Annotated in this window: 12 protein-coding genes and 1 pseudogene; 11 read left to right on the plus strand and 2 right to left on the minus strand. The window is 50.7% G+C overall.

From position 1 onward, the window contains the following. Window position 1: 1 nt before the first annotated feature. From livM to ispG, 7 genes are all read left to right on the plus strand, one after another. Window positions 2-1,378, plus strand: coding sequence for a high-affinity branched-chain amino acid ABC transporter permease LivM (livM, locus tag ABDZ76_RS12710; protein WP_343806069.1), 1,377 nt, complete (start codon window positions 2-4; stop codon window positions 1,376-1,378). Between the two features lie 17 nt (window positions 1,379-1,395). Further along, a complete protein-coding gene (locus tag ABDZ76_RS12715; RefSeq protein ID WP_343806272.1) occupies window positions 1,396-2,673 on the plus strand; it encodes an ATP-binding cassette domain-containing protein in 1,278 nt (425 codons plus the stop codon). Then, window positions 2,673-3,404, plus strand: a complete 732-nt coding sequence (locus ABDZ76_RS12720; protein WP_343806071.1) for an ABC transporter ATP-binding protein — start codon at window positions 2,673-2,675, stop codon at window positions 3,402-3,404. Before ABDZ76_RS12715 ends, ABDZ76_RS12720 begins: the two co-directional genes overlap by 1 nt. Window positions 3,405-3,414: 10 nt before the next feature. Beyond that, window positions 3,415-3,759 (plus strand): DUF6867 family protein, encoded by a 345-nt coding sequence (locus ABDZ76_RS12725; protein ID WP_343806073.1) that lies wholly within the window; start codon window positions 3,415-3,417, stop codon window positions 3,757-3,759. A gap of 109 nt (window positions 3,760-3,868) precedes the next feature. Beyond that, complete coding sequence (locus tag ABDZ76_RS12730) at window positions 3,869-4,996, plus strand: branched-chain amino acid ABC transporter substrate-binding protein (RefSeq protein WP_343806075.1); 1,128 nt, start codon at window positions 3,869-3,871, stop codon at window positions 4,994-4,996. 271 nt (window positions 4,997-5,267) lie between these two features. After that, the gene (locus tag ABDZ76_RS12735; protein ID WP_374844632.1) at window positions 5,268-6,398 is read left to right on the plus strand and encodes an MFS transporter; all 1,131 of its coding nucleotides are present in this window, start codon (window positions 5,268-5,270) and stop codon (window positions 6,396-6,398) included. A 155-nt stretch (window positions 6,399-6,553) separates the two neighbouring features. Further along, window positions 6,554-7,828, plus strand: a complete 1,275-nt coding sequence (ispG, locus tag ABDZ76_RS12740) for a flavodoxin-dependent (E)-4-hydroxy-3-methylbut-2-enyl-diphosphate synthase (protein WP_343806077.1) — start codon at window positions 6,554-6,556, stop codon at window positions 7,826-7,828. A gap of 76 nt (window positions 7,829-7,904) precedes the next feature. Here the strand turns inward: ispG and ABDZ76_RS12745 are convergent, their stop codons facing one another. Next, window positions 7,905-8,825 (minus strand): polyprenyl synthetase family protein, encoded by a 921-nt coding sequence (locus ABDZ76_RS12745; RefSeq protein ID WP_343806080.1) that lies wholly within the window; start codon window positions 8,823-8,825, stop codon window positions 7,905-7,907. Between the two features lie 185 nt (window positions 8,826-9,010). On the opposite strand from ABDZ76_RS12745, the gene mtgA reads away from it, so the two are divergent. Together mtgA and rpmF are read left to right on the plus strand one after the other, a co-directional pair. Further along, entirely contained in the window at window positions 9,011-9,739 is a 729-nt protein-coding gene (gene mtgA / locus ABDZ76_RS12750; protein ID WP_343806082.1) for a monofunctional biosynthetic peptidoglycan transglycosylase, read from the plus strand. 242 nt (window positions 9,740-9,981) lie between these two features. After that, entirely contained in the window at window positions 9,982-10,164 is a 183-nt protein-coding gene (gene rpmF, locus ABDZ76_RS12755; protein WP_184222581.1) for a 50S ribosomal protein L32, read from the plus strand. Between the two features lie 274 nt (window positions 10,165-10,438). Here rpmF and ABDZ76_RS12760 read toward each other — a convergent pair whose 3' ends face one another. Next, complete coding sequence (locus tag ABDZ76_RS12760) at window positions 10,439-10,870, minus strand: GlcG/HbpS family heme-binding protein (protein ID WP_184222579.1); 432 nt, start codon at window positions 10,868-10,870, stop codon at window positions 10,439-10,441. 257 nt (window positions 10,871-11,127) lie between these two features. On the opposite strand from ABDZ76_RS12760, the gene ABDZ76_RS12765 reads away from it, so the two are divergent. Together ABDZ76_RS12765 and ABDZ76_RS12770 are read left to right on the plus strand one after the other, a co-directional pair. Then, the gene (locus tag ABDZ76_RS12765) at window positions 11,128-12,306 is read left to right on the plus strand and encodes an acetyl-CoA C-acetyltransferase (RefSeq protein ID WP_343806277.1); all 1,179 of its coding nucleotides are present in this window, start codon (window positions 11,128-11,130) and stop codon (window positions 12,304-12,306) included. Between the two features lie 618 nt (window positions 12,307-12,924). Continuing rightward, window positions 12,925-15,637 (plus strand): annotated as a pseudogene (locus ABDZ76_RS12770) (helicase-related protein); the annotation flags it as partial. Window positions 15,638-15,906: the final 269 nt, after the last annotated feature.

Genomic DNA, 15,906 nt, shown 5'->3' on the forward strand with positions numbered 1-15,906 from the left:
CATGGCGCTACAATCGTCTTCACGTTCGGATTCCGTGTTTGGTAAAGCAATTCGCGAAGGCATCATGGCTGGTCTTCTGGCTCTGGGGCTCTTTGTTCTCATCGTCGGCTTTAAAACCGATCAGAATATTAATAACCAACTTATCATCAGCACACGCTGGCCACAGCTTTTCACAATTGTCGCTATTGCAGCAGTGGGTCGCTTTTTATTCAAGGCTTTTCTGGAGCCTTGGCTTGATAAGCGCAAAATGGCAAAAGCGGCTCAGCCTGTAAAAGCGGAAAGCCAGTCTTTTATCCGTAAACACATTGCGCAGATCGGCATTGCAATTCTGCTGATCTATCCTGTGTTCATCGTCAATGTCTTTGGCATGCAGGGATCACTGAAATGGATCGACAATTTTGGCGTGCAGATCCTGATTTATGTGATGCTGGCTTGGGGGCTGAACATTGTTGTCGGGCTCGCAGGTCTGCTTGATCTCGGCTATGTCGCTTTCTATGCGGTTGGTGCTTATTCTTATGCATTGATCTCCAGCTATTGGGGCTTGTCCTTCTGGATTTTGCTGCCGATGGCCGGTATTTTTGCAGCCCTTTGGGGCGTTATTTTAGGCTTTCCGGTTTTGCGTTTGCGCGGTGACTATCTGGCTATCGTGACACTGGCATTTGGTGAGATTATCCGTCTTGTTTTGATTAACTGGACGGATGTGACCAAAGGTACATTTGGTGTGTCAGGCATTGCCAAAGCAACCTTCTTCGGCATTCCGTTTAATGCAACACCTAATGGTTTTGCGGCAACCTTCGGCATGTCCTTCTCGGCAGCGCATTACAAAATCTTCCTCTATTATGTCATCCTGTTCTTGGCACTGCTGACAGCATGGGTGACGATCAGAATGCGTCGCATGCCGGTTGGCCGTGCATGGGAAGCATTGCGTGAAGATGAAATTGCTTGCCGCTCACTGGGTATCAATACAACCACAACCAAGCTCACTGCTTTTGCAACCGGTGCGATGTTTGGTGGTTTTGCAGGCTCCTTCTTTGCTGCACGTCAGGGCTTTGTCAGTCCGGAATCGTTTGTCTTCTTGGAATCGGCCGTCATTCTGGCAATTGTGGTTCTGGGTGGTATGGGCTCGCTCATGGGCATTGCGGTGGCTGCCATTGTGATGATTGGCGGCACGGAAATCTTGCGTGATATGACCTTCCTGAAAGCCATTTTCGGACCCGATTTCACACCGGAACTTTATCGTATGCTGATCTTCGGTCTGGCGATGGTTGTGATGATGGTTTGGAAACCGCGCGGCTTTGTCGGCAAACGAGAACCAAGCGCATTTCTGCACGGTAAAAAAATGGTGTCAGGTGCCTTTACTAAGGAAGGGCATGGCTAATGGCGGAAGCAAATATGATGTCTACCAACAAAACCGGAGATGATATTCTCAAGGTAGAACATTTATCCATGCGTTTTGGCGGGCTGGTTGCAATCAATGACCTGTCTTTTAATGTAAAGCGTGGTGAAATTACTGCGATTATCGGCCCGAACGGGGCCGGTAAAACCACCGTGTTCAACTGCATTACCGGTTTTTACAAACCAACCGGTGGCATGTTGACCATGACGCGCAAATCCGGTGAGCAGTTTTTACTGGAACGTCTGCCTGATTTTAAAATCACGCAGAAAGCGCATGTGGCGCGAACCTTCCAGAATATTCGTTTGTTTACCGGACTGACCGTTTTGGAAAACTTGCTGGTTGCACAGCATAACAAGCTGATGCGCTCGTCAGGTTACACAATCCTCGGTCTTTTGGGGCTGCCTGCATATAAACATGCGGCCAAGGAAGCGATTGTGAAAGCCACCCGCTGGCTTGAGAAAATCGATCTGATTGATCGTGCGGATGATCCGGCCGGTGATCTGCCCTATGGTGATCAGCGTCGCTTGGAAATTGCCCGTGCCATGTGCACAGAGCCGGAAATGCTCTGTCTCGATGAGCCGGCAGCAGGTCTGAACCCGCGTGAATCGGCAGAACTCAACAAGCTGTTGCTGGATATTAAAAACGAAACCGGCACCTCTATCCTGCTCATTGAGCATGATATGTCGGTGGTGATGGAAATATCCGACCACGTTATCGTGCTTGAATACGGCACCAAGATTTCTGATGGCTCACCGGAATTTGTCCGTGATGATCCAAAGGTGATTGCGGCCTATCTGGGTGTTGATGATGATGAAGTTGCAGAGCTGATTGAAGACGCCCCGGCAAGCAGCGATGCGGCGGATTTTGTCACAGTTGCTTTGGCCAAGGAAGCTTTGGCTGAGCAAGGTGATGAGGCTGCCAAAGAGCAAATCGCGGCAAGCTTTATGCCTAAAGGCGCTTTGCAGGCACCGCGTGGCGACGCACCGGATAATCTGACCCTGATCAAAGGGGTTGGTGCCGTCAATGAAGAGAAACTTCATAAACACGGTATTTTCCACTTCGACCAGATCGCGGCATGGACGCAAGCAGACATTGCTGAGTTCGATGAATTCCTCGCCTTCGGTGGCCGGATTGAGCGTGAAGATTGGGTGGGGCAGGCAAAATTACTGGCTGCCGGACAGGGTACGGAGTTTTCAAAGCGGGTTGAAGCAGGAGATGTTCCGACCAGCCATCAAACCTCGGCCAGTCATAAAAATCCGGCTGAAGGGGATCAATAATGCAGGATAAAAATCCGCTTCTGGTAATTGATAAGGTTGAAACTTATTACGGCAATATTTGTGCCCTCAAAGGCATTGATATGGTGGTGAATGAGGGGGAAATTGTTACCCTTATTGGTGCTAACGGTGCTGGTAAATCAACTTTGATGATGACGATTTTCGGTATGCCGCGTGCGCGTACCGGACGCGTTATTTTTGATGGGCAGGATATAACCAATATGCCGCCGCATCTGATTGCGCATCTTCGTATTGCGCAATCACCTGAGGGACGCCGTATTTTCCCGCGTATGACGGTTTATGAAAATCTGCAAATGGGGGCGAGCCTCGATAATCAGCAATTCTTCGAAGAAGATGTTGCTTTGATGTTTGAGCTCTTCCCGCGTTTGAAAGAACGTATGCATCAGCGTGGTGGTACACTATCAGGTGGTGAGCAGCAAATGCTGGCCATTGCCCGTGCTTTGATGGCACGTCCGCGTTTGTTATTGCTTGATGAGCCATCACTCGGCTTGGCACCTTTGATCGTAAAACAGATTTTTGAAGCGATTAAAGAGCTTAACCGTACGCGCGGCCTGACCGTATTTCTGGTTGAGCAAAACGCGTTTGGCGCATTGAAACTGGCGGATCGCGGCTATGTGATGGTCAATGGTTCCATCACGATGAGCGGTTCAGGCACAGATCTACTGGCAAATCCGGAAGTGCGGGCTGCCTATCTCGAAGGCGGAAGGCATTAAGGGGCAAATCATGCAGGGAATTCTCTACGAAGAATCATCTATCTGGTTGTTTATCCTGATCACCTGTCTGCTTGGCGGGTGGGCTGCATGGATGACGGGGCGTGCCTGTGCACAAACATGGCGCCCTTACGCAATTTTGCTGTGCTACCTGATCCCGCTTGGTGTGGCAGTGCGCTTTATCCATCACGCCTTATTCGAAGGTACTATGCTTTCGTTGCATTATTATCTGGTAGATACGATTGTATTGATCATAATCGGATCCATAGGCTTCAGATATACAAGAGCCAAACAAATGGTTAGCCAATATAGTTGGCTCTATGAAAAGGCATCATTTTTGACGTGGAGGGCTAAGTAGTCAGAAATCCAGTTAAACCGGCCGTTTAATATAAGCATAATTCAAATAGCATTATACGGAAGTGGCGGGCTCTGCCCGTCGGGGAATTGAAGATAAAGGGAGTGAGAAATTGAAAAAATCATTATTTACTGGTGTTGCTCTGTCTGCATTGCTGGCTATGAGCGGCGGTGCATGGGCTGATGTTTTGTTCGGTATCGGCGCACCAATGACCGGCCCGAATGCAACCTATGGCGCGCAAATTTTGAAGGGCGCTGAAGCTGCTATTGCTGAAATCAACGCCAAAGGCGGCATGAACGGCGAACAGATCAAAATCGTTGTCGGCGATGATGTTTCTGACCCTAAACAGGGCATTTCGGTCGCCAATAAATTTGCCGGTGACGGCGTTCAGTTCATGATCGGGCCTTATAACTCTGGCGTCGCTATTCCGGCTGCTGATGTTTATGCCGAAAACGGCATTCTGATGATGAGCCCTGGTGCAACCAATCCAGGTTATACTGAAAAAGGCTTGTGGAACGTGTTTCGTACCTGTGGCCGTGATGACCAGCAGGGTATCGTTGCCGGTGAATATATTGCGAAATATTTCAAAGATAAGAAAATCGCAGTTGTTCACGATAAAACCCCTTATGGTCAGGGTTTGGCAGATGCCACCAAGAAGAAGTTCAACGAACTTGGTGTCAAAGAAGTTCTTTATGAAGGCGTCAATGTTGGCGAAAAAGACTTCTCTGCTCTGATTACCAAAGCAAAAGCTGCTGGTATTGAAGCCATCTATTGGGGTGGTGTGCATACTGAAGGTGGTCTGATTATTCGTCAGCTGGCTGAGAATAATTTGAAGGTTCCTGTCATTTCCGGTGATGCGATCGTGAATAACGAATTGGCATCGATTGCCGGTGATGCAGTGATTGGTACACTCAACACCTTTGGTCCGGATCCACGTGTGGATCCAGCCAATAAGGAACTGGTTGAGAAGTTCCGTGCAGCAGGTTTCGAACCTGAAGCCTACACCATCTACTCCTATGCAGCTGCACAGGCAATCGCAGCCGCAGCCGCAGCCGCTGGTAGCAATGATCCGCAGCAGGTCGCCGCAGCACTGAAAGAAAAGGGACCGTTCCAGACCGCTCTGGGCGCACTTTCCTTTGATGCTAAAGGTGACGCGGAACTGCCGGGTTACGTCATGTATGAGTGGAAGAAAAATGCTGATGGCAACTATGTCTATGAACAGCAGGTTCTTGCCAATTAATATATGACACGAACTGAAATCAAATATCCCCGCCGTTTGAACGCAAGCGGCGGGGATATTTTTTTAAGTAAGCTTTCTGAAAACGGGGGGGGAGCCGTCACTATTTGAATTTTGTCATGCGCTATTGTTTTGACATATCTGCGTGGTTTTGAAAGAAGCACGGTGACGTTCTTTTTATTTCAAAATCAATAGTGGCGCACTCCTTTTGACCTCTGCATCCATCACTCCATCGCTTTTCCAGCGTTTAAAAACGGCTTTCCCGCCATCACGTTTGGCTGTGGCACTGTTGTTTTTAATGAACGGCTATATCTTCGGTAGCTGGGCACCACGTATTCCTGAATTTGCAGCACGTATGGGATTTGATACGGCGCAAATGGGGATGATGATCCTGATCTTCGGGATTGGCTCAGTATTGTTCATGCCGCTTTCCGGCGCTTTATGTGCGCGTTTCGGATCTGCGATTATTGTTAAAATATCAGCCCTTGCCGTGGTGCCGGTGTTGCTTTTAATCAGTCTTGTTTCGCATGGGACGATTGCAATTCTGGTGCTTTTTTATTTTGGCGGCTTTATTGCGGCGATGGATGTGGCGATGAATGCCAATGCGGTGGCAATGGAAAAATCGCTCCGCCGTGCGGTGATGTCTTCATGCCATGCTTTTTGGAGCCTTGGCGGATTGCTGGGGGCGGGCAGTGCCGGTTATCTTTTGATCCATCTTGGCTCACTAGCACATGGGGTGATCGTATCAGTTGTGGCCGGATTGCTGCTGAGTTTTGCCTGGGGGCGGATTTTGGAAGACAAAATCACTGAAGCCAGCGAGCGCCCGAAACTCAGCCTGCCGCGGCAACCACTGCCATGGCTTATTGGCATCTTGGCTTTATTTTCCATGATACCGGAAGGGGCAATCATGGATTGGGGCAGTTATTATCTGCGACAGGATTATGGCGCATCGGTTGAAACCGCCAGTTTTGCTTTTGCCGCTTTTTCTCTCACAATGGCGATGATGCGTTTTGCCGGTGACAGCGTGCGTGATCGCTTTGGCGCAGTCAGCACATTGCGGGTCTGCACGGTGGTGGCCATCACCGGCTTGCTGATGGCAGCTTTTGCCCCGACACCCTGGCTGGCTATTGCCGGTTTTGCTGTATGCGGCATCGGTATTTCCAATATGGCACCAATCATCTTTTCGATGGCCGGTAATGTGCCGGGCGTTGTGCCAAGTGTCAGCCTGTCGATCACCACCAGTCTTGGCTATTCCGGCACGCTGGTGGCACCCTCACTGATTGGCTGGATTGCTAAGTTTCATGGCTTCGCATTGGTCTTTGCTTGTCTGCCGCTTTTATTACTTGTGGTGCTGGTCTTTTCAAAGCTTGCACGCTTTGCCGACCATAATCATGGCGGACATTAAGCAAAGCCAATAAAATTCTGCATGATTGCCCCGACAAGGGGCGACATGCGACTTGTAAGGGACTATATAAAGCCATAAATTTATGGCACTTGATATTTGTGATCATAATGCGCAGCCATCGAGCAGTTTAAAAAATCCTGGATGAATTGAATAAAATGGCCTCCGAACAAATCAGCTATTTTTCGCACCCTTTTGCCCGCCGCACTTCTGTTGGCGTGGATGTTGGCGGTGTGATAGTGGGCGGCGGCGCGCCTGTTGTGGTGCAGTCGATGACCAATACGGACACGGCTGATATCGATGGCACTGTGGCGCAGGTTGCAGCCCTTCACCATGCAGGTTCTGAACTGGTGCGCATTACCGTTGACCGTGATGAGTCGGCTGCGGCTGTGCCGAAAATCCGCGAACGTCTGGAGCGCTTGGGGCTCGACGTGCCGCTGGTGGGAGATTTCCATTATATCGGCCATAAATTGCTGGCTGATCATCCCGCTTGTGCCGAAGCTTTGGCGAAATATCGCATCAATCCGGGCAATGTCGGTTTCAAGGATAAAAAAGACAAGCAGTTTGCCGATATTGTCGAAATGGCAATTCGCTATAATAAGCCGGTGCGCATTGGCGTGAACTGGGGTTCACTTGATCAGGAATTGCTCACCACTTTGATGGATCGCAATCAGGCGGAAGGTGCACCTTTGACCGCGCAGCAAGTGATGCGGGAAGCAATTGTGCAGTCTGCGTTGATTTCCGCTGATCTGGCGGAGGAAATTGGTCTGCCGCGCGACAAAATCATTCTGTCTGCCAAAGTCAGTCAGGTGCAGGATTTGATCGCGGTCTATACCGAGCTGGCGCAGCGCTCCAACCATGCATTGCATCTGGGGCTGACTGAAGCAGGGATGGGCACCAAAGGCGTGGTGGCATCGTCAGCTTCAATGGGTATTTTGTTGCAGCAGGGTATCGGCGACACAATCCGCATTTCGCTGACACCGGAACCAGGTGGCGACCGCACCCGTGAGGTGCAGGTCTCGCAGGAATTGTTGCAGACCATGGGCTTCCGTCAGTTTATTCCGATTGTGGCGGCGTGCCCTGGTTGCGGACGCACCACTTCGACGGTGTTTCAGGAACTGGCGCAGACCATTCAGGATGATATCCGCAAGAATATGCCGGTCTGGCGTGAGAAATATCCAGGTGTCGAAGCGCTTTCTGTTGCGGTGATGGGTTGCATCGTTAATGGGCCGGGCGAATCGAAACATGCTGATATTGGCATTTCATTGCCGGGCACAGGTGAAACGCCGTCAGCACCGGTTTTTGTCGATGGTAAAAAAGTAACCACATTGCGTGGACCGGCAATTGCCGAAGATTTCCAGAAAATGGTTGCCGACTATATCGAAAACCGTTTTGGCCTTGGCGCTAAAGAACAGGTGAAGGCGCAAGCCTGAGACTGGTAATTGCATTATAAAAAAAGGCCGGTGTCTGATCATCAGACACCGGCCTTTTTATTGGGTTGAAATGATTTCAGCTCTCGCGATTGGCGATGAAATGCGCGGCTTGTTTCAAAATCTCGGCCTTGTCACCAAATGGGGACAGCAATTCTTCAGCTTGCGCTACCAAGCCAGCCAACTGGTTGCGTGTCCAGTCAATGCCATGAAGCGCCACTAATGTGGCTTTTCCGGCGGCCGCATCTTTGCCAGCGGCTTTACCAAGATGCGCTGCATCCGAGGTTACATCCAGAAGATCATCAGCCAGCTGGAAAGCAAGGCCAATTGCTGAGCCAAACTCTGCCAGACGCTCACGTTCTTGGCGCGTTGCACCGCCAATAATGGCTCCGCTTTCGCAGGCAAAACGAATGAGCGCGCCGGTTTTCATCGCTTGCAAAGTGATGATGCCAGCTTCATCCGGATTTTGTTCTTCTGCCATGAGATCAAGGGCTTGGCCGCCTGCCATGCCACCAGGGCCCGCTGCACGGGCAAGGCTTAACACCAGTTCCAGTCTGGTTGCGGCGTCAAGTTCGGTTTCTTCGCTGGCGATAATGTCAAAAGCATAAGTCAGCAGGCTGTCACCGGCCAGAATGGCGGCGGCTTCATCAAAGGCTTTATGCAGTGTTGGTTGGCCGCGGCGCAGATCATCATCATCCATGGCTGGCAGGTCATCATGCACAAGTGAATAGCAATGGATGCTTTCAAGTGCTGCCGCAACGCGCAGTGCGGCTTCTTCATTCGCACCAAAAAGGGCGGCGGTTTCCATCACTAAAAACGGGCGCAGGCGTTTGCCGCCATTTAAAACGCCATAGCGCATGGCTGCCATCAGCCGTTCCGGACGGGCAATTTCGCCCGCTCTTAACCGCTCATCCAGCAATTTTTGCAGGATGGTTTCAACCTGCATAGCACGGGTTGCAAGCGCGGTGGTGAAATGAGGTGCAAGACTGTTCTTATCCATGACGGAAGCGTTTACCAGACTATAGGAGGGGGTCAACTATCGGAGCTTGAAGATTGTATGAAACCAGCATCATAAATTTGCCATGATAAACCTTGTTTAACATTTGTTAACTTTCCGGCAAACGGGTTCATTCTGCTAATTAAATAGTCTATGGCTTATCGAACAAGAAGAACAGGCTGAGTTTAGTGGAAAAAGACTTTAATCAAAACAAGGATGACGGTGATGACACCGCTAAGTCTGCCGGCAAAGGTTGCTTGCGTCTTGTTTTCAAGATTGGTCTGTTTTTACTGATATTACCGATTCTGTTGCTGGGCATTTATAAAGTGCCGTTTGTGCATCCGGTTTCCACATTAATGCTCAAAGATCAGTTGCTGTTACAGACAATGGAGCGGCAATGGATCGATATTGATGATATTTCGCCTCATTTGGTCAATGCTGTGATGATGTCGGAAGATGGCCAGTTTTGCAGCCATAGCGGCGTGGACTGGCATCAGATGTCGCTGGTGGTGAAAGATGCAGTGAATGGCGAACCGGCGCGTGGCGCCTCTACCATCACCATGCAGACGGCAAAGAATCTCTTTCTGTGGAATGGCCGCTCTTATTTCAGAAAAGCACTGGAGCTGCCGTTGTCGATGGCAACGGATATGGTGCTTTCTAAAAAGCGTGTGATGGAAATTTATTTGAATATTGCTGAATGGGGGCCGGGAATTTACGGTGTGGAGGCCGCTTCACAGTATTATTTTAAGCGCTCAGCATCAAAACTGACCTTGCAACAAGCTTCCCTTCTGGCTGTCACTTTGCCAAATCCTGCGGTGCGCAATCCAACCAAGCCCAGCCGTGGTATGGTAAGAACCGCCAATATTATACAGAATCGGGCAAAAAAAGCAGGGCCTTATGTTGCCTGTGTGCGCTGAGGCTGACGCAGCTTAGTTTGTGCTGACTGCGCTGATAAGTTTAATTGACCTTTCAGAAATGCTGTGTAGAAGCACTTATAAGCAATAGTTAGAACAGTGATGATGCAAAAAAATGCGAATTTGACTGGTCAAACGCTGCCAGAACGTGTATAGGCTCGTCACTTTCCGGAATCTTGTCCGATGTGACAGGCTCCATTGGAGCCGGGCCGGACTATTATTGACCGATCATTGGAGCAGAATCCATGGCTGTACCTAAACGAAAAACTTCCCCGTCGAAGCGCGGTATGCGTCGTTCGGCTGATGCCCTGAAGGCGCCTACCTATGTTGAAGACAAAAACTCAGGTGAACTGCGCCGTCCGCATCATATCGATCTGAAGAGCGGTATGTATCGTGGCCGTCAGGTTATCACACCGAAGGAAGCTTAAGCTTCTTCAATAGTCTGCGCTTTACGCTCAGAATATTGTTTGTGAATTAAAAACGCCGTGCGAATTTCGCGCGGTGTTTTTATTTGTTTTTAAGTTTGCTTATTAACAGACACATAAAAAGCCTCCGTGTGGTTTCCCGCACGGAGGCTTTTTTGTTGTCAGTGATGCTGATTAGAGCGCCGTGTGCCAGACTTGGCACACAAAGGTCGCTCTAACACTTTAAAATTAGAGCATAATTTTACCTTAAACTGATCCAAGTTTAAGGAATTATGCTCTAGTTCGCAACAGCGGTGAAGCCTGCGGCTTCAATACCGGCAATTGCTGCCAGCTCGTCATTGTCTGATGTGTCACCGGTGATGCCGACAGCGCCGAGAATTTCGTTCTCTGCATTTTTGATCAGCACGCCACCTGGAACAGCAACGATTTTGCCGCCGGAAACATTCGAAAGACCTTCGAGGAAATGCGGGCGGTCTTTAGCCTGATCGTTCAGCCAGCGTGAGCCTTTGCCCACAGCCAATGCGCCGTAAGCTTTGCCGGAAGCAATGGCGAAGCGTAAGTTTGATGAACCGTCCTGACGCTGAAACGCGGTCACATAGCCGCCTGCATCCAGTACAACAACTGAAAGCGGCTGCATGCCAGCTTCTTTAGCGCGTTCCAGTGCACCGTTGATCATCTGGTTGGCTTTGGCGAGGGTAAGTTTCGACATGAAAAACTCCTGTGATTTTCTGTCATCAATCTAGCGGCCTTGGCGGGACATTGCACGAGATAAGCTTCAATGTGTGGGAAAAACACTTAATCTACAGCGTGAAGGATCAGCGTGCACACAAGGCTTAGCCGTTTGATGGAGAGGTGGCTGCGTCTGTTTTGTTGTTTATCGGCTCTTTTGTGATTACTGTATGGTCAAGAATATAAATTGCGGCGCCAAAAGCCAGCAAACCGGGAGCTTGAGATCTGATGTCAGCCATGAATGATGTGATTGTGATTGCCAGTGCGGCTCGCACGCCTGTGGGTAGTTTCAATGGTGCCTTTGCCAATGTACCGGCACATGAACTGGGAGCGACTGCGATTGCCGCAGCTTTGCAGCGTGCAGGTGTTGCGCCTGAAGATGTTGATGAAGTGGTGTTTGGTCAGGTTTTAACCGCTGGTGAGGGACAAAATCCGGCGCGCCAAGCCGCTAAACTTGCAGGTTGTCCGAATGAAACTACCGCTTTCAGCCTCAATCAGCTTTGTGGTTCGGGTCTTCGTGCCGTTGCGGTTGGTATGCAGCAGATTTTAACGGGTGATGCTGATATTGTAGTGGCTGGTGGTCAGGAATCCATGTCGATGGCTCCGCATTGCGCGCATTTGCGCAGCGGTGTGAAGATGGGCGATTTCAAAATGGTCGATACCATGATGAAGGATGGTCTGACTGATGCTTTCTTTGGCTATCCGATGGGCATCACGGCTGAAAATATTGCCACCCAATGGCAGTTGAGCCGTGAGACGCAGGATCAGTTTGCGGTTGATTCTCAAAATAAAGCTGAGGACGCACAAAAATCCGGTCGCTTTAAAGACGAGATCGTGCCGGTGGTGGTGAAAAGCCGCAAAGGCGACATCACCGTCAGCGAAGATGAATATATACGCCACGGCGCCACACTGGAAACAATGGCCAAGCTGCGTCCTGCTTTTGACAAGGCTGGCACGGTCACGGCAGGCAATGCGTCGGGCATCAATGATGGTGCGGCGGCTGTCGTGCTGATGAGTGCTGCTGAGGCTGAAAAGCGTCAGGTGAAGCCATTGGCGCGAATCGTTTCTTGGGCAACGGCTGGTGTTGACCCATCAATTATGGGCACAGGGCCTATCCCGGCCTCGCAGAAAGCCTTGCAAAAGGCTGGCTGGACAGTGGATGATCTTGATCTGGTGGAGGCGAATGAAGCTTTTGCCGCTCAATCCTGCGCCGTGGTGCGCGATTTGAAACTTGATCCGGCTATTGTGAATGTTAACGGCGGGGCGATTGCTATCGGTCATCCGATTGGCGCTTCAGGCGCAAGGGTGCTGACAACTTTGCTCTATGCCATGCAGCAACGCGATTTAAAGCGCGGCCTTGCCACTTTATGCATCGGCGGCGGTATGGGCGTTGCACTTTGCGTTGAACGCGACTGAGTGTTTAAACGAGTAAAAGCGCTCAAAGGTTAACAAAAAGCGGCTAAACTGCTCATTATGACGGAGTTTATTGCAGCCCTGTCATTTTATTTAGTGCCTCTTTGCATGAGCGATCACCAGATAGAGTGTGAACAAAGAGCGAACAGTGATTCAGTGTCGATTCGTCGCCGATTCGTTCCGCCTTTGAGCCAAACCTTAACAAAAGCCCGAAAAATCAATGCTTTTGCTATGATCGGCTGCCTTTAAGCGGTAGGTTTATTCAGCGGCTATTCGTCAGGAGTAGTATTCCTGCTTTTCTTGTTTCAAAAGTTAACGGGACAGCGTGTTTACGGCTTGCCTTTTGCGTGTCGGATTGAAGTCCTTTCACGCTATAGTAGTGGTTAGGTTGTGCCTCGCTATATGTAGCCGTGAACAAAAAGAGAAAGGCTGCGGGTCAACGATTCGTCGCCGATTCGTTCGAGAGTCGTTCCATTCGTTAAAATTGCCATTGTAATCAGCAAAACGCACGCTATTGTGCGGTGGTCATTTATTCATAGCGGTATTCCAGTGACGGGGAATCAGTGCTATCGCTGACATCCAAATTTAAGTCGATATGCTGAGGCCTTAACCGCTAACCTTATGAACCATCAACCAACTCAAGATATGCCTTTAGTGCTGAGCGGCCGCAATGTGACGGCTGTGCTGGGGCCAACGAATACCGGTAAAACGCATTTGGCGATTGAACGTATGTTGGCGCATAGCAGCGGTATGATTGGTTTGCCGCTGCGTTTGCTGGCGCGTGAGGTTTATACACGGGTGGTTGAGCGGGTAGGGGTGGCTAATGTTTCGCTGGTTACCGGCGAAGAAAAAATCATTCCGCCCGGTGCCCGTTATTCCGTTTGTACAGTTGAGGCTTTGCCACGTCACACCAATGTCGCCTTTGTGGCCATTGATGAAGTGCAGCTGGCAGGGGACCTGACCCGCGGCCATATTTTCACAGACCGTATTTTGCACTTACGCGGCCGTGATGAAACATTGCTGCTGGGTGCTGCTAGTATGCGCACCATTTTGGAAAAGATGCTGCGCGGCATTAATGTCATCACCCGTCCGCGCTTGTCGCATCTGGCTTATGCCGGTTCTAAAAAAATCACCCGTTTGCCACGTCGCTCGGCGATTGTCGCTTTTGCAGCTGACGAGGTCTATGCGATTGCCGAATTAATCCGCCGTCAGCGCGGTGGGGCTGCGGTGGTGATGGGGGCTTTGAGCCCGCGTACCCGCAATGCCCAGGTTGAGCTTTATCAGTCGGGCGATGTCGATTTTCTGGTGGCGACCGATGCAATCGGCATGGGGCTTAATCTCGATGTCGATCATGTGGCATTTGCACAGAACAAGAAATTTGACGGTTATCAGTTCCGTGATTTGACCCCGGGGGAAATCGGGCAGATTGCCGGTCGCGCCGGTCGTCATTTGCGTGACGGTACATTTGGCGTGACGGGGCAGGTTGATCCGTTCGACAATGAAATGGTGGAGCGGATCGAATCACATAATTTCGATCCCGTGAAACTGATGCAATGGCGCACAGCCAAGTTCGATTTTTCGTCGATCAACGCTTTGCGCAATTCTTTGGACAAACCTGCACCAATTGAAGGACTTGTCCGTGCATTACCGGCAGTGGATGCGCAAGCATTGGACCATCTGTCGCGTGATGAAGAAATTAGCCGGTTGGCAACGACACCAAAACGTATAGAAATGTTATGGGATTGTTGTGCTTTGCCGGATTACCGCAAGATCGCGCCGGCACAGCATGCTGAAATTATTGCGTCGATCTATCAGGATCTCGTACGCCGGGGGAGCGTCGATGAAGATTATATGAGCGAACAATTGCGCCGTGCGGATAATGTTGATGGTGAAATCGACACTATTTCGCATAGAGTGGCGCAGATAAGAACCTGGACTTTTGTGTCGCATCGGCCGGGATGGCTGGCAGATCCGACACACTGGCAGGAAAAGACGCGCGAAATTGAGGACAGATTGTCCGACGCGCTCCATGAGAGGTTGACGAAACGCTTTGTAGACCGCAGGACAAGCGTGCTTATGAGGCGCCTGAGAGAGAATGCCATGCTTGAAGCTGAAATCAGCCCGTCCGGCGATGTGATTGTTGAAGGTCATAACGTCGGGCATTTGGAAGGATTCCGTTTCACTGCCGATACGCAAGCCGAAGGTTCGGATGCGAAGGCAGTGAGAGCGGCTGCACAAAAGGCGCTTGCCGCCGAGTTTGAAAAGCGCAGCGAGCGATTTGCCGCCGCGCCGAACGGTGATTTTGCACTGGGATCAGACGGTGTGCTGCGTTATGTCGGTGCGGCTATTGCCACACTGGTAGCCGGTGAAGATGTGATGAAACCTCGTGCAGTCCTGTTGGCTGACGAGCAGCTGACCGGTCCGGCACGCGATAAGGTCGCAGCCCGTATCGATCGTTTCGTTGCCCATCATATTGAAACCGTGCTGAAGCCATTGACCGATCTGGCAAGCGCAGATGCGCTGACCGGGATGACCCGTGGTCTTGCTTTCCAGCTCGTTGAAAATTTGGGTATTTTGCAACGTCGCGATGTGATCGAGGAAGTGCGTGGTCTGGATCAGGATTCACGTGCGGCTCTGCGTCGTCTTGGCGTGCGCTTTGGTGCCTATCACGTCTTTATGCCAGCTTTGCTGAAACCGGCACCGGCAGGTCTTATCACCTTGCTGTGGAGCTTGCAAAATGACGGTCGCGAGAAAAACGGTTATGGCGAAGTCGTCAATGTGATGGCCGCTGGTCGTACATCGGCTGTCGTTGATGCTGAATTTGATCCGGTTTTCTACCGTCTGGCCGGTTACCGCGTCCTTGGCCGCCGTGCCGTACGTATCGACATTCTTGAGCGTTTGGCGGATCTGATCCGTCCGGCTTTGGCATGGCGTCCGGGTATTGGCGAGCGCCCTGAGGGTGCTTATGACGGCAGCAAGTTCTTGGTCACAGCGGCCATGATGTCCATTTTGGGTGCAACTGCTGATGATATGGAAGAAATTCTGAAAAGCCTTGGCTACCGCCATGAAGCGTCCACCGATGTGGATGTTGCAGCTAAATTTGCGGAACTCGACGCATTTGCAGCTAAAGCGGCTGAAAGCGCTAAGCCACAGGTGCCTGATGCAGAGCCGGTTCCAGCACCAGTGGTGCTTGAAGCTTCAGCAGTAGCTGCTGCTGAAACACCAGAAACATCAACTGAAGCTGTAGCGGAAGAGGCTAAGCCTGTTCTTTTGTGGCGTCAGGGTCGTTTTGAAAACCGCAACCGTACTGATAACCGCGGTAATCAGCGTGGTGGTGCCCGTCAGAACAATCAGCGCGCTGGTGCTGAAGGTGGTGAGGGCGAAAAAGGCGAACGTCGCAATTTCCGCGGCAACAAGCGCAAGCCTTCAGGCGATAATGCAGCCCAGAATCATGCTGGTGAAGGTGAAAACCGCAAACATCACCGTGATGATCAGCGCAAATCCGGCGCGCCTCATAAGGGTGGCCCGAAACGCGGTGGTCAGAACAACAAGCATGAAGGCAATCAGCGTTTTGAACGTCAGGAACGTGTTGTGAAGCTTGAT

Origin of the sequence: Paenochrobactrum glaciei (assembly GCF_039522165.1) — a bacterium.
GTDB lineage: Bacteria > Pseudomonadota > Alphaproteobacteria > Rhizobiales > Rhizobiaceae > Paenochrobactrum > Paenochrobactrum glaciei.

What these genes read in the sequence shown, in the direction of transcription:
- rpmF (WP_184222581.1), top strand. Translation starts at nt 9,982, where the DNA reads ATGGCTGTACCTAAACGAAAAACTTCCCCGTCGAAGCGCGGTATGCGT.
- ABDZ76_RS12745 (WP_343806080.1), bottom strand. Translation starts at nt 8,825, where the DNA reads ATGGATAAGAACAGTCTTGCACCTCATTTCACCACCGCGCTTGCAACC.
- ABDZ76_RS12715 (WP_343806272.1), top strand. Translation starts at nt 1,396, where the DNA reads ATGTCTACCAACAAAACCGGAGATGATATTCTCAAGGTAGAACATTTA.
- ABDZ76_RS12720 (WP_343806071.1), top strand. Translation starts at nt 2,673, where the DNA reads ATGCAGGATAAAAATCCGCTTCTGGTAATTGATAAGGTTGAAACTTAT.
- ispG (WP_343806077.1), top strand. Translation starts at nt 6,554, where the DNA reads ATGGCCTCCGAACAAATCAGCTATTTTTCGCACCCTTTTGCCCGCCGC.
- ABDZ76_RS12765 (WP_343806277.1), top strand. Translation starts at nt 11,128, where the DNA reads ATGAATGATGTGATTGTGATTGCCAGTGCGGCTCGCACGCCTGTGGGT.
- ABDZ76_RS12725 (WP_343806073.1), top strand. Translation starts at nt 3,415, where the DNA reads ATGCAGGGAATTCTCTACGAAGAATCATCTATCTGGTTGTTTATCCTG.
- ABDZ76_RS12760 (WP_184222579.1), bottom strand. Translation starts at nt 10,870, where the DNA reads ATGTCGAAACTTACCCTCGCCAAAGCCAACCAGATGATCAACGGTGCA.
- livM (WP_343806069.1), top strand. Translation starts at nt 2, where the DNA reads ATGGCGCTACAATCGTCTTCACGTTCGGATTCCGTGTTTGGTAAAGCA.